Annotated in this window: 11 protein-coding genes; 7 read left to right on the top strand and 4 right to left on the bottom strand. The window is 54.9% G+C overall.

Going from position 1 to position 13210, the window contains the following annotated elements:
- Positions 1-212: 212 nt before the first annotated feature.
- On the bottom strand, positions 213-1766 hold the full coding sequence (locus LA756_RS17235) for a sigma-70 family RNA polymerase sigma factor (protein WP_224435962.1): 1554 nt from the start codon (positions 1764-1766) through the stop codon (positions 213-215).
- A 1350-nt stretch (positions 1767-3116) separates the two neighbouring features.
- Here LA756_RS17235 and LA756_RS17230 point away from each other — a divergent pair.
- The 4 genes from LA756_RS17230 to LA756_RS17215 all read left to right on the top strand — a co-directional run bounded on the left by LA756_RS17230 (position 3117) and on the right by LA756_RS17215 (position 6084).
- A complete protein-coding gene (locus LA756_RS17230; protein WP_224435961.1) occupies positions 3117-3911 on the top strand; it encodes an SDR family NAD(P)-dependent oxidoreductase in 795 nt (264 codons plus the stop codon).
- Between the two features lie 149 nt (positions 3912-4060).
- Complete coding sequence (locus tag LA756_RS17225) at positions 4061-4600, top strand: hypothetical protein (protein ID WP_224435960.1); 540 nt, start codon at positions 4061-4063, stop codon at positions 4598-4600.
- A gap of 17 nt (positions 4601-4617) precedes the next feature.
- Positions 4618-5337, top strand: a complete 720-nt coding sequence (locus LA756_RS17220; protein WP_224435959.1) for a lipoate--protein ligase family protein — start codon at positions 4618-4620, stop codon at positions 5335-5337.
- A gap of 78 nt (positions 5338-5415) precedes the next feature.
- Entirely contained in the window at positions 5416-6084 is a 669-nt protein-coding gene (locus LA756_RS17215) for a basic secretory family protein (RefSeq protein WP_224435958.1), read from the top strand.
- Positions 6085-6203: 119 nt separating this feature from the next.
- Here the strand turns inward: LA756_RS17215 and mutY are convergent, their stop codons facing one another.
- Entirely contained in the window at positions 6204-7334 is a 1131-nt protein-coding gene (mutY, locus tag LA756_RS17210; RefSeq protein ID WP_224435957.1) for an A/G-specific adenine glycosylase, read from the bottom strand.
- A 152-nt stretch (positions 7335-7486) separates the two neighbouring features.
- Here mutY and LA756_RS17205 point away from each other — a divergent pair, with 152 nt between their 5' ends.
- A complete protein-coding gene (locus tag LA756_RS17205; RefSeq protein ID WP_224435956.1) occupies positions 7487-8467 on the top strand; it encodes a S9 family peptidase in 981 nt (326 codons plus the stop codon).
- A gap of 8 nt (positions 8468-8475) precedes the next feature.
- On the opposite strand, the gene LA756_RS17200 is transcribed toward LA756_RS17205, so the two are convergent.
- Positions 8476-9465 (bottom strand): DUF1559 domain-containing protein, encoded by a 990-nt coding sequence (locus LA756_RS17200; protein WP_224435955.1) that lies wholly within the window; start codon positions 9463-9465, stop codon positions 8476-8478.
- A 54-nt stretch (positions 9466-9519) separates the two neighbouring features.
- The gene (locus tag LA756_RS17195) at positions 9520-9684 is read right to left on the bottom strand and encodes a hypothetical protein (protein WP_224435954.1); all 165 of its coding nucleotides are present in this window, start codon (positions 9682-9684) and stop codon (positions 9520-9522) included.
- 501 nt (positions 9685-10185) lie between these two features.
- On the opposite strand from LA756_RS17195, the gene LA756_RS17190 reads away from it, so the two are divergent.
- Positions 10186-11871, top strand: coding sequence for an alpha-keto acid decarboxylase family protein (locus LA756_RS17190; RefSeq protein WP_224435953.1), 1686 nt, complete (start codon positions 10186-10188; stop codon positions 11869-11871).
- A gap of 237 nt (positions 11872-12108) precedes the next feature.
- Positions 12109-13104 (top strand): zinc-binding dehydrogenase, encoded by a 996-nt coding sequence (locus LA756_RS17185; RefSeq protein WP_224435952.1) that lies wholly within the window; start codon positions 12109-12111, stop codon positions 13102-13104.
- The last annotated feature ends 106 nt before the right edge of the window (positions 13105-13210 follow it).

Raw genomic sequence — 13210 nt, 5'->3', positions numbered from 1 at the left:
AGTGGGAAGTGTTCTGTTTTTCGGTAAGAGGGTAGGTATCTGCCGGGTGGCCCATGGTTGCAAGCAACCGTGGGCCACCCAATACCTGATGTGGTTTGAGGAAACCTCTTTCCTGCTGAAAGCGGAACACTTCCCACTGGAAACTAACAACAAAAAAAGCCGGACCCATTTGAGTCCGGCTTTTGAATTTCGAAAGTTGTCGCGGCAGCGGCTTAGTCGAGGAACCCGACCAGGTCTTGGCTGCGGCTTGGCTGCTGCAGTTTGCGGACTGCTTTGGCTTCGATCTGGCGGATACGTTCTCGCGTCACTTTAAAGATGTGACCAACTTCCTCCAGGGTATAGCTGTAGCCATCGCCCAAGCCGTAACGCAGCTTGATGATCTCGCGTTCGCGGTAGCTGAGAGTCTTCAGCACGCGACCGATACGACCACGCAACATTTCTTGAGCTGCACCGTTGGCTGGGCTTTCGGCTTCGCCATCGGGAAGCAGATCGCCGAACTGGCTGTCTTCGCTGTTACCAACAGGGCGGTCAAGCGAGATCGGGTAGCGGCTCATAGCCAACACGCGTCGAGCTTCCTCGACAGTGGTGCCAGCACGACGGGCCGTTTCTTCGATGGTTGGTTCGCGACCTTTTTCTTGCAGCAACTGTCGAGCGACGTTGCGGACGCGGGACATCGTTTCGACCATGTGAACCGGGATACGAATGGTTCGGCTTTGGTCAGCAACAGCACGCGTGATGGCCTGACGAATCCACCAGGTGGCGTACGTACAGAACTTGAAACCACGACGGTATTCAAACTTGTCGACCGCACGCATCAAACCGGCGTTACCTTCTTGGATCAGATCCAGGAAGCTCAAGCCACGGTTACGATACTTCTTGGCGATCGAAACGACCAGACGCAAGTTACCTTCGGACAGCTCGCGTTTGGCTTGCTGGTATTCCGAGTAAATCGCTTTGACGGCCTGGCAGCGACGGTTGAGGCTCTTGGGAGTCTCTTGGGTCGCCATCAACAAGTTGCGATATTCAGCCAGCAGTGGCTCGCGATCTTCCATCGGCGTGTTCGCCGCTTTGTGATCGTCCAAGCGAGCCTTCAGTTCGTTGATGCGTCGGCAGAATTCTTCCAACACGCCAATCTTGGCTTCAATACGCTGCGTACGCAGACCGAGCTCTTCGATCAGCTTAACGACGCGTTGGCGGCGATGCCCCAGACGCTTCCAAGCAGCATGGCGCTTTTCGGCCGAAGCAGACTTGCTCAGCGCGGTGATGTAATCGCGGCGGTTTCGCTTGAGCAGGCGATCGATCGTGATCAAGTTGATCGGCATGCGACCCATGATCTGTTCTTTTTCCAGACGATCAGTCACCGAAACTTGAACGGTACGATCGAACGGAAGTTCGCCATCCTGCACGCGCTGCAATACTTTGAACGAATCTTGGGCGACGTAGTCACACTCCAAGAGCAAGCGGCGGAATTTGGCACGGGTCTGTTCGATCTTGCGGGCCAGATAGATTTCCTGTTGGCGGGTCAACAGGGGAATCTCGCCCATCTGCGTCAGGTACATACGAACGGGGTCGTCGGACCACGTTTCGCTATCCTCGCTGAACTCTTCGGACGAATCATCTGCCGAATCATTCGACATATCGTCCGTAGACATCATGCGATCGTCATCAGAGTCGTCTATTACATCGACGGCAGCATCGTCGAAGCTCCGTGGACGTACACGTGCATCATCATCTTCGAAATCGTCAATCAACGAATCGTACAACATATCACTCCTTCACTCGCCAAAGTGAGGCCGGTGTTCTTCTGGTTTAACCCATGGGTGACGGGATAAGTTTTGCGGTCGTCCCGCCCATTCCGCACATTATTTTCGATGGCATTCATTGCGATGAAAAACTTCGCAAGTCTACCACCTAACGCGCGAACGACTGCCTTCCGTGGATATTTGGAAAGAGATTACATCTGACGCGTGCTTGCGGCCTGCGTGGCTTGCCCAATCCTGAAAGTTCAGTGCTGAGCCAGACGGAAGTTCGCCAATCTTGCGATCTTTCGCGGCATCGAAGCAGCAAACGGACATGGCCGGCAGCGACGTGCGACGTGTCAGTGGTAATCCGTGCCCCTTTCCACCAGCACCAAGTCCTCTCTTGCCACTGGCCGACACAGCATCTTGCTATGCCAAAGAATTACTCTAACCCTTGTTAACGACCAGACTTTCAACTCCCTAAAAATCGGTCTCATTCCCTAGTGTAATCAACCGGAATGCCGCATTTCCACGAAGTTTACCGCTTCTATGCGACTGTAATGGCCTGGAAAACCTTCCGGAAGCTTGCTATCAATTACCTAAATTCCGCAGTTTATATAAACTCAACAACGTCTTGCTGATCTCAATCTCAACAGTTCTCACTGAAAGAACCACCAAGGCAAATTAAAACCGGCAAGACGATATCGTCCCGGGCATCCTTTCCATCGAAGTGTCTGCATCTTGCGATATGGGCGACACTCCGCATTCACATATGGCAACCAAACCTCAACTCGTTTCACGACAAGTAGAATTCCGTCTTCGGAGCCGTGGGACTTAATCAGACCACGGGGGCAAGCTGTTCGTTTAAGAGATGGAGGGTTTGGAGGATACGAAATTTGGGCTAGTCATCGAGCATTTACTGGTCGATCGAATTCACCCAATTCTAACTAGACACTAATCAGGGTCCAGAGTTTCATTCGGGAAAATAGGACTTTCCGTCCCTTTTCGATCTACGGACAACCACAGTCTATCTCAGGTTTTCCTCTGTGCTGGCAATTCTTTTCCCTTAGCTTCGCTCCTGGGGGAAGATTACCCCGGTGTGTGGCATCTGGGCATCAGCGTTTCGATTTCTGGGCTGCGATGTTTCCCGCACACACCATCGGACACTCCGGAAAAGGCGCAAAAACGCCTCATTTTCGAGCAAAATCTCAACTTGGGTGAGAATGTTCCATTGAATTGGTAGCATTCCAGCTTCTTCCCCGAAGCTGGCGTCGTCCGCGAATTGCGGCTAATGGCAACCGTCGTTAGCATTACGCAGCAGAGAATGACTTCATCGCACTGGCCGACAGTTCCCATCACACCCCGGAAAACAAAACCATGACGCAACGAGATTTCGAAGGACAAGTGGTTCTCGTAACAGGTTCGAGCCAGGGGATCGGCAAATCGGCCGCGATCGCCTTTGCCCAGCAAGGGGCCAAAGTCATCGTGAATTACCACTCCAGTCCTGCCAAAGGGGAAGAAGTGGTCGCCGAAATCGAGAAAGCCGGATCGGAAGCCATCGCCGTCAAATGCGACGTTTCCGACTACGCAGCTGTCGAAGCGATGGTGGCCAAAGGGGTCGAAAAATTCGGTAAGCTGGACGTTGCCGTTTCTAACGCGGTTTATAGCGACCGCGAGTTCTTCTACGAAGCCGATATGGAAGGTTTTCGCCGTACGATCGATGTCACCATGTGGGGTGCGTTTCACTTGCTGCGTGCTTCGTCGCGGCAGATGATTGCCCAAAAGACACCTGGGGTGGTCAGCATCATCAGTTCGCCGCATGCGTTCATCCCGGCTCCTAAAGCGATGGCCTACAACATGTCGAAAGCAGCCATCGAGCACATGGCCAAAACGGCCGCCATCGAGCTTTCTGACTTCAAGATCCGCGTGAATATCATCCAGCCTGGCTGGACCGATACGCCTGGCGAACGGAAATTTGCCACCGACGATGTCTTGGAAGCAGGAGGCGCTAAAATCCCTGCCGGTCGACTCGGAACGCCTGAAGAAATGGCCGACGCGATCTGCTACATGAGCAGCCCCAAAAATACCTACATGACGGGGGCAACGCTGTTGGTCGACGGCGGCATTTCGCTTCCATGGTGGGGGAAAACGGGTCGCGCGGCACCAAGCTAGGCGAGAATCGGCACAATCTGTAAAGATTGGTAAAAAACGCCCCTGTTCTCACAAGCCGTTTTCCCCACAGGCGGTCGGGGGAGTACACTGGACGGTTTCGGCTTTCCCGATTCACGCTTAGATAGAAACCCTGCGATCGCACACGCGCCATGGCTCAAACGTATCTGCTGACGACTTCCGATGGTGAAGAGGTTCATGTCGAGACCTCTCAGGCCGGCGAAACGATTACAACTCCTAGCGGCAAGACGATCGAAGTTCCTACGCTTCGAGAACTCAAGAAGCTGCCCGTCGTTCAAGGCAACGAAGGACCTCAGGGACGTGAATGGTCCAACGGGCAATCGGTTTGCCTGGTGATCGGTCTGCTTTTGTTTCTGGGCTGTCTTGTGAGCTCGGTCTATCTGTACCGCATCACGCCGCTGGAATCGCTCGACAAAGCGACTGAAGTTCCCGTTGAATTGATCGAAGGGGACGTCAGCCAGTGGAACATGGAGCAGACGCTCAGCTTCTGGACATTCGCCACAAGCGATAATGCGTTAAGCCAAATGCGCGGCGGTGCGACCGGCGAACGTTACGCACTGGACGTCTACAAAGGACGTCAGACGTTTCTGCTGCTTTCGGTCATTGGTGTCGTCGTTGGCTTGGTGTTGATGGGCGTTGCCTTCGTCATCCCCGGACGCGTTAGAAGCTAGACTGAGTTCGGCCGCCGATGCAACTTCTCGATCTGACGCTTCCGACCCCGGAAGAAAATGTCGCGCTGGATGAAGCGCTGCTCGATCAAGCAGAGCAGGGGAACACACCTCAAGAGATCCTCCGCATTTGGGAACCAGCCGATCCGTTGGTTGTCATCGGTCGCGCGTCTCGCTTGCACGAAGAAGTGAACGTCGCCCACTGCCAACAACGTGGCGTCCCTTATCTCCGCCGAGCAAGTGGCGGTGCTGCCGTCGTCACTGGGCATGGCTGTCTCATGTATGCCGTCGTGCTCAGCTACGAGATTCACCCGCAGCTCACCGCGCTTGATATCTGCCATCAATATGTGATGGGGCGAATCCAGAAGGCGCTCGCCAACGAAGTCCCGGAAATCGGCTTGCAGGGAACTTGCGATCTGACACTAGGAGGAAAAAAATTCTCCGGCAACAGCCTGCGGTGCAAACGAACGCACCTGATTTATCACGGGACAATCCTCTACGACTTCGATCTGGCACTGATCCACGAGCTTCTCGGCACGCCACCCAGGATGCCTGACTATCGCGAGAAACGTTCGCACGAAACGTTCGTAACCAATGTTCCCATCGCACGAGAAACACTTCGTCGGCGACTGACGGAAGCCTTTCCCACGACCGGGCCAATGACCGATTGGCCGGCCGAAGCAACGGCAAAACTAGTTGCGGAAAAATATACAAATCCGGAATGGACCTCAATGCGATAGAGATTTGCGTGGGCTAACATAGGGGCACGTTTCTCCCCTGATAACTCACAAACCTATCGCAACCGAAGAGGCCATTCGATGCGACTTCCTGTCCTTCTTTCGATCGCCCTGCTAAGTCTTCCTGGCGCGGTCTTCGCCGAAAATCAAGCCGAGAAGCAACCGCTGAAAGTCGTGATCGACGTCAGCGAAGTACCCGAGCTGAAAGCATGGAGCGAGAACGCCGAGAAGTTGATTCGCGAGTGGCATCCAAAGATTGCCGAGATGTTGAAGCAGGAAGGTTTCACCGCTCCGCAGGAAGTCCGCGTGGTCTTCAAGAAGGACATGGATGGCGTCGCTCATACGATTCGCAACCAGATTGTCATCGCAGGCAATTGGGTCAAACAGCATCCGGAAGACAACGGCATGGTCGTCCACGAACTTGTCCACGTTGTTCAAGCCTATCCACGTGGTGGCCCTTTCTGGCTGGTTGAAGGAATCGCGGACTACATTCGTTTCTATAAGTACGAACCCAACACGCGTCTGCGGGGGATCAACCCCGAGCGTCAAAGCTATCGCGACGGTTACCGTACCAGCGCCCAGTTCGTGGCTTGGCTCGAAAAAACGAACCCTGGCTTCGTCCAGAAGGTGAACGAAGCAATCCGCAAACGCGAATTCCAAAACACAATGATCCGCGAGCTAACCGGAAAGCATGTCGAACAGTTGTGGGACGAGTTCGTGAAAACGGAAGATGCCCGCGGTCGACGATAACGCACGATCCGTGGTGCTGGATGGTCCAGGTTTTGAACACGGATCGGCCAAGCCGACAAGAGGCAGATCGTTTGAGCCTGAATTAGATAGCGGCAGCTACCAAGTCGATCTCGGTTCGATCATTTGCCAATTAGTTTTGCCAGCTTGCGTCCGGTGGTCGAAAGGGGCAACTCGGTCAGGTGATCGACATCGCGCCATTGCCACACGCGAGGCTGGCCGTCAGGGCCGGTCTCGGGATGGAGTCGGCCACTGTCGAACGTCATTTCGTGACACAACAGTGTAATGCGGTACTTCGTCACGCCATGCTTGATCGTCGTCAGGTGAGACCCTAACGTCGCTCGAACGCCTGACGCTTCGGCCAACTGCTGCTCTACTTGGTTGAGGTCGGTTCCTTCCTTTACAGAGAATCGTGGAAAGTCCCACAAGCCGGCCCATCGTTCGTCTTGGCCACATTGCCGGACGAGCACTTCTTTCTTCCGCCGCACGACCAACGCAATTTCGGTAACAGGGATGAACTCGATCTTCTTCTTGGGTCGCGGGATCTCGTCTTGGCGGTCTTGTCGATAAGCTTCGCAATGGGCGGACAGCGGACACTGCGAACAAGCAGGGCTTTTCGGCGTACAGACGAGACTGCCGATCTCCATCAGTGCCTGGTTGAAAATGCCGACGTCGTCACTCGGCAAGATATCTTCGGCAAATTGCCAAAGCCGTTTCTGGCTGGCCGATGTCGTCAACACGTCGTCCAAACCAATCAATCGGGCGAAAAGTCGCTGAGTGTTCGCTTCCAGAATCGGAGCCCGTTCTCCGAAAGCGATCGACGCGACGGCGCCGGCCGTGTATCGACCGATGCCTGGCAAACTTTGAATCTCTTCGGCTGTGCCGGGAAACGTTCCGTCAAACCGCTCGACCACTTCCTTTGCCGCCGCATGCAACTGGCGGGCTCGTCGGTAATAGCCAAGCCCTTCCCACAGTCGCAAGACCTGCTGTTCTTCCGCCGCGGCTAAGTCTTGAACGGTCGGCAGTTCAGCGGTGAAGCGTCGGAAGTACTCCTTCACTGTCGCGACTTGTGTCTGCTGCAGCATGATTTCGCTGATCCAGACACGGTAAGGGTCGCGAGACTTTCGCCAGGGGAGATCTCTTTGATGCGCCGCAAACCAGGCCAGAACGTTGGCTTGAAAAGTTGCCAACGATCCCAACACCGGCGAGGTGGTCTTTTTCGGCTTTTTCTGGGCGGACTTCGTGCGTGCCATGGGAACGTCGAAACGAGGAAAACCCCAACAATAGTCGTTTCCCGAGGGCTGACAACCACGCCAAAGGTGGTTCAGGACGACCGTTTCAAACGACCGGGCCCCCGAGTTACAATAAGGGGGATCGTTCGTCCGCATCCATAGGTATTCGTTTCATGTCGCCACGTTTTTTGAATGTTCTGCTGGGAATCTCGCTGCTTGGCTTGGCCGGCTTGGCTTGTTCTCAGAACCCTCCGGTCAACGAAACGATTATCGAAACCGAAGTCGCCGATCAACTACTTGCGCCGCCGAACTATTGGCGTGATCTCGCCAAGACGATGCCGAATCCTCAGTTTCAGTTGCGGGGAAGTGGCGGCCGGAAAGCGATCGTCAATACACGGCTGCCGGACGGTCAACCGATGACGCTGTGGATTTACCAGCCCGATCCGTTACCGCAAGCGAAAGTGCCGTGCGTCTTTATCGCTCCCGCTGGCACCATGATGATCCATGGGCTGGGACTTGCCGAAGGAGACTCGCCGGAACACATTCCCTGGGTGAACGCCGGATTCGCTGTCGTCGCTTACGAACTGAGTGGCCCGGCCGATGCTGAAAGTTCGACCGATCCTGAATTCAAAGAAGCGGCCGAGAAATTCCGCGCGGCCAAGTCTGGCTTGCTCAACGCTCAAGTGGCGATGGCTTATGCTCGCGAAAAAGTCTCGTTCGTCGATCCTGACCAGTTCTATACGGCCGGCCATAGCTCGGCCGGAACGATGGCGTTGTACGTCGCTGAGATGGAACCGCAAGTCAAAGGAACGATCGCCTTCATGCCGGCGGTCGACGTGCGTGAATCGCTCGGGATCGAGGCGATTTCGTACGTTCAGAATAATGGCATCCTCTCGGACGCTGGCGTTTATGTGAACGAAATTTCACCGATCACGCACATCCATCGGATCAGCCAGCCGACGTTTCTGCTGATCGTTGGCGACGATCGAGAGGACTTGCGAGACCCGGCCGAATCGTTCGGGAAGAAGCTTCGCGAGATGGGCAAAGATGTCACCGTCGTTCGCATCCCCCGCGGTGGCCATTACGAGCCGATGCTCGACCCCGGCATTCCGATGGCAATCGATTGGCTGAAGATGGTTACCGACAACCGCTGAGCATCAACTCAGTTAGCAGCCGTCGTATTGCCTTCGTTGCGGATCATCATTTGCTGGAGCACACCAACGCTTCCCGCCGTAGGATCCTCGACCCAGGCCGAATCGGTATCGGTCGACAGAAACTGCACCGAGCCATCGACTAACAGCACGTTCGCCCCGCCCGGATGAAGACTGGAATAGCCTTCACCACAAAGCGTGTCGCCATCCCATGGCGTCGCGTTGATCTTTGGTTTCGCTCCGGCAACGACGCTCCAAATGGAAGGCCCACCGTCGTGCGTCATCGGATCTGGCACGCCAGGCCAACTCCCTGCACGGCACTGCGTAAGATCGCGCTCGCCGACCATGATTGTGTGACTGATCCCGTCGGTGATGTCGCCCAGCGTCACTGCCGAGTTTCCGAAGAAGATTCCCGTGTTCGGCTGCGAACCGACTGCATCGTGGCGATGCCCAGCATTGCCGAGATACATACTGAGACCGACGGGCACCTTTACGTCGTCATGAATCCATCGACGGTCGGGATGGTTTTCGCCATTGAACGCCAATGCGTTGTCGGAAGGACAGAGATAACCTTCGAAGTAGACTTGCAGGAACTCCATCCGCTGGTCGTCTGCGATCAACACTTCGCTCAGCGGTTGCTGAAGGTCTTCCGGCGTTGGGTAGGTCACGTCGGTCAGGCTGATCAGCTTAGACGGCCAGCCCCATGCCGGCAGCGACGGATCGTCCCCCTTATTAATTTCCCAACCGGGTGGGAACGCGTTATGGATCTCGTAGTAGTCCTCGATCTGCATGCCGATTTCCCGCAGATTATTCATGCAGGCCGTTCGTCGCGCCGCTTCGCGCTTCTGAAGAATGAGCGAGCTAAGCGGCCCTAGTACGACGCAAGCGGCAAATAATCCGACGAGGACCATTCCGGCAACGATCCACGGAATTCGGTTAGGTTCGTGGTCTTCGACAACTTCTGAAGGGGAAGGAGCCGAGTCGCGGCCGGAATCGGTCATGCGTTTATTCTGGGGGTAAGAGATTCATGGGGTGCGTCACGCACCGCCATTAAATCAGCTACCCAGAATGAATTGCAATGTGGGTGCAAGAATCAGAAGCCCAGCGATCAGACCCAAACTAACTAAGACCATCGCAAGCCACGAAGTCCCTTGCGGCGGTGCTTTCGAGTAAGGATCGGACTGGGGATACCCACGATCGAGTTCTTGTTGCTTATCCATTTTCGGTTCTCCTAAATACCATCGGAAATGAGACGACTTAGCCTTGGATCTTGAGACCAAGATTGCCAGCCGTGTGGTATAGAACCGCAAACAATGCGCCAGATTAAAAATAGGAGATGGGGGGAGGCGAAACACCTTTTGCCTCGGGGCAGGGAGACAACCGGAACATTTCACCCCCCAACCCATGCTCCGACCGACGCTGCCCAGCCGTCGGATTTCACGGGAAATTGAACAGCGGTAGTTTATTTGTTCATGTAAGGTCTTTTCTGTGAAAATGAATACATTTGAGACTAGAAATGTCTCAAATCTTCGCAAACCCCCTGATAGACAGCAATTACGTGAACGACTGGCGCTCGTAGATTGCGGTTTGGCTTGCTCGGCAAAACGCCTAGCTGGCGGGTGTCTATTAGCGATCCCAATATTTATGTGCTCTTTTAGCCGCCGATTCCTAGAATGGATATAGACGGCTAAAAAACTTCTTATGATTCGGAGTCGACCAGGATGAATCGTTCCGCCCCTTCACCCAGTGTGCCTGCTTCGCAAACGGTCAGCGGGATCTCCATCGGTCAGTATTTGATCCGAAGGCTCCAGGAATATGGGCTCGAAGATATCTTCGGAATCCCTGGAGACTACATTCTTTCGTTCTACGGGATGCTCGAGAAAAGTCCCATCAATGTGGTGGGATGTACCCGGGAAGATTGTGCCGGGTTCGCAGCTGACGCGTACGCGCGAGCCAAAGGGCTGGGAGCCGTCTGCGTGACGTATTGCGTGGGGGGATTAAGCATCTGTAACAGTATCGCTGGCGCCTACGCGGAGAAGTCCCCGGTCGTCATTTTGACCGGATCGCCTGGACTTCGCGAACGGACCAACAATCCGCTGCTGCATCACATGGTGCGCGACTTCAGTACACAGAAAGATGTGTTTGAAAAGCTTTGCATCGCTGGGGCTGAACTGTCAGATCCCGTCAGCGCGTTTCGCGAGATCGATCGAGTGCTGGACGCGGTCGTGCGATTCAAACGGCCAGGCTATATCGAACTTCCTCGCGACATGGTCAACGTCATTCCGCACATCAGCCATGTCTTTCCTTCGCAAGAGAACAGCAGCGATCCGCAGGCTTTAACCGAAGCCGTCAGCGAAGCGGCTCAACTGATCGAGAACGCCGAGAAGCCGATGATTCTTGCCGGCGTCGAACTGCATCGATTTCATCTACAGGACGAATTGGTTGCCCTCGCCGAGCACACCAAGATTCCGGTCGCAGCAACTGTGTTAGGCAAAAGTGTCATTCGCGAAACGCATCCACTTTATGTCGGCTTGTACGAAGGAGCGATCGGGCGAGAAGAAGTGACGCAGTATGTCGAGGAAAGCGATCTCGTGCTGCTGCTGGGCACGTTCATGACCGACATCAATCTGGGCGTGTTCACGGCCAACTTGGATCCTGCGAAGTGTATCTATGCGACCAGCGAACAGCTTCGATTGCGACATCATCATTACCACGGGATCACGCTGCCGGACTTTGTTCGAGAGCTTTCGCAGCGGAACATTCCTTGTGCCAAGCGGGCGATACCAGATGGCATTCGCATGCAGATGCTGCCAGTCGGTGACGTGACTGATAAACCGATCACCACGCGGCGCATGATGCAGATGATCAATCCGCTGTTGGATGACGAAACCTTAGTGATCGCGGACATCGGCGACTCGTTGTTCGCGGCGACCGAGTTAGTTACCCAGGGACGAAGCGAATTTTTGAGCCCGGCCTATTACACGTCGATGGGCTTCGCAGTTCCTGCCACACTCGGCGCGCAAACGGCTCATCGCAATGCTCGAATTCTAGCGATCATTGGCGACGGTGCTTTCCAGATGACTGGCATGGAATTGTCGACAATCATTCGGCATGGCTACGATCCGGTGATCATCGTTCTCGACAACCATGGTTATGGGACCGAACGTTGGCTACATCCCGGCAACTGGCACTACAACGAAATCCATCCGTGGGCTTACAGCAAACTGCCGGAAGTCCTTCGCGGCGGCACCGGCTACGAAGTCAGTTCTGAAAAAGAGTTTCACGAAGCACTGCATACGGCCTGGAATGATCGCCAGGCGATGAGCATTATCCATGTTCACTTACCGGAAGACGACGCTAGCTCGACACTTCATCGGCTGAGCAAGCGATTAGGGGCGAACGTTTAATACCGCTCGGCCGAGCGAGGCCAAGTGACCATAACGGTGCGATAAAAAACGTGCTCGGTTTGTCTTGCCGATCACCTTTTCCGCTGGAAGAGGCCTCGCCCACACTAAATCTTCACCCTGGGGTCTCGTAACCCCAGGTTGTTTGCCGGCATCCCATCTTTAAGATGCTTCCAACCGCCTGGCGGTTTCATCTCGGCAACCACCCTTCCTGTTCTCGCGCAAGCAAAGGACCATTCCATGCCTGGATTGTTGATTCAAGAGCTCAACGCACCTCTGGTTCTCTCGGACTTCGACATGGGAGAGCTGACTCCCGGCCATGTCAAAATCGAGCTGAAGGCGGCCGCCCTGAATCACCGCGACGTCTGGATCACTAAGGGCATGTACCCCGGCATCGAGCTTCCCAAAGTGCTTGGTTCCGATGGCGCCGGCATCGTGGTCGAAGTGGGGGATAAGAAGGATGAGAGCTGGCTCGGTCAGGAAGTGATTATCAACCCCGGCTGGGATTGGGGAACGTGCGAGGCTGCTCAGTCGGCCGAGTTCACCATCTTGGGCATGCCGAAAAACGGGACGTTCTCGAGCCATATGCTCGCCCCAGTCGACACCCTTCGCGCGAAACCGAAACACCTCAGCTGTGAAGAAGCGGCCGCGTTACCATTAGCGGGCGTCACCGCTTTCCGAGCGCTGATGTCGCAGGGGCAATTCCGCCCTGGCGAGAAGGTTCTTGTCAGCGGCATCGGTGGTGGTGTGGCCACGTTCGCGTTGCAGTTCGCTGTTGCGGCAGGTGCAGAAGTTGCCGTTACTTCTTCCAGTCCTGAAAAGATCGCCAAAGCGAAAGAGCTGGGGGCCGTTGCTGGTTTCAACTACCGCGAAGAAGACTGGCACAAAAAAGCCATCGAAGAATTTGGTCGACCCAATGTCATCATCGACAGCGCCGCCGGCAAAGGGTACGCGAACTTGATTTCCGTGGCGGCCCCTGGGGGACGTATCGTCAATTATGGTGCGACGACCGGACCACCTGAGTCGATCGATATGTTCAAAGTCTTCTGGAACCAACTGAAGCTGATCGGCTCGACGATGGGTTCTCCGGCCGACTTCCGTGGCATGCTCCAACTGGTCGATAAGCACGAAATTCGCCCGGTGATCGATCAAGTCTTTAGCCTCACCCAAGGGAACGAAGCGTTGTCCCGGATGGAACAAGGCCAGCAATTCGGTAAGATCGTTCTGCGTATGTGAGCCAGCGATCAGCTTGCGCCATGTCCCTTTCAGTTAGCCCAGGTTGCTTGCAAACTGGGCTACCCCGTTGTAATTAGCACGTCCCGCTCAATACACTCCCCAAAAA

Origin of the sequence: Bremerella sp. TYQ1, from assembly GCF_020150455.1 — a bacterium.
Lineage (GTDB): Bacteria > Planctomycetota > Planctomycetia > Pirellulales > Pirellulaceae > Bremerella > Bremerella volcania_A.
This window is presented reverse-complemented; position numbering and strand designations above follow the sequence as displayed.

Bases quoted from the DNA above. Each gene is read 5' to 3' on its own strand.
- LA756_RS17235 (WP_224435962.1), bottom strand. From the start codon at position 1,766: ATGTTGTACGATTCGTTGATTGACGATTTCGAAGATGATGATGCACGT.
- LA756_RS17230 (WP_224435961.1), top strand. From the start codon at position 3,117: ATGACGCAACGAGATTTCGAAGGACAAGTGGTTCTCGTAACAGGTTCG.
- LA756_RS17225 (WP_224435960.1), top strand. From the start codon at position 4,061: ATGGCTCAAACGTATCTGCTGACGACTTCCGATGGTGAAGAGGTTCAT.
- LA756_RS17220 (WP_224435959.1), top strand. From the start codon at position 4,618: ATGCAACTTCTCGATCTGACGCTTCCGACCCCGGAAGAAAATGTCGCG.
- LA756_RS17215 (WP_224435958.1), top strand. From the start codon at position 5,416: ATGCGACTTCCTGTCCTTCTTTCGATCGCCCTGCTAAGTCTTCCTGGC.
- mutY (WP_224435957.1), bottom strand. From the start codon at position 7,334: ATGGCACGCACGAAGTCCGCCCAGAAAAAGCCGAAAAAGACCACCTCG.
- LA756_RS17205 (WP_224435956.1), top strand. From the start codon at position 7,487: ATGTCGCCACGTTTTTTGAATGTTCTGCTGGGAATCTCGCTGCTTGGC.
- LA756_RS17200 (WP_224435955.1), bottom strand. From the start codon at position 9,465: ATGACCGATTCCGGCCGCGACTCGGCTCCTTCCCCTTCAGAAGTTGTC.
- LA756_RS17195 (WP_224435954.1), bottom strand. From the start codon at position 9,684: ATGGATAAGCAACAAGAACTCGATCGTGGGTATCCCCAGTCCGATCCT.
- LA756_RS17190 (WP_224435953.1), top strand. From the start codon at position 10,186: ATGAATCGTTCCGCCCCTTCACCCAGTGTGCCTGCTTCGCAAACGGTC.
- LA756_RS17185 (WP_224435952.1), top strand. From the start codon at position 12,109: ATGCCTGGATTGTTGATTCAAGAGCTCAACGCACCTCTGGTTCTCTCG.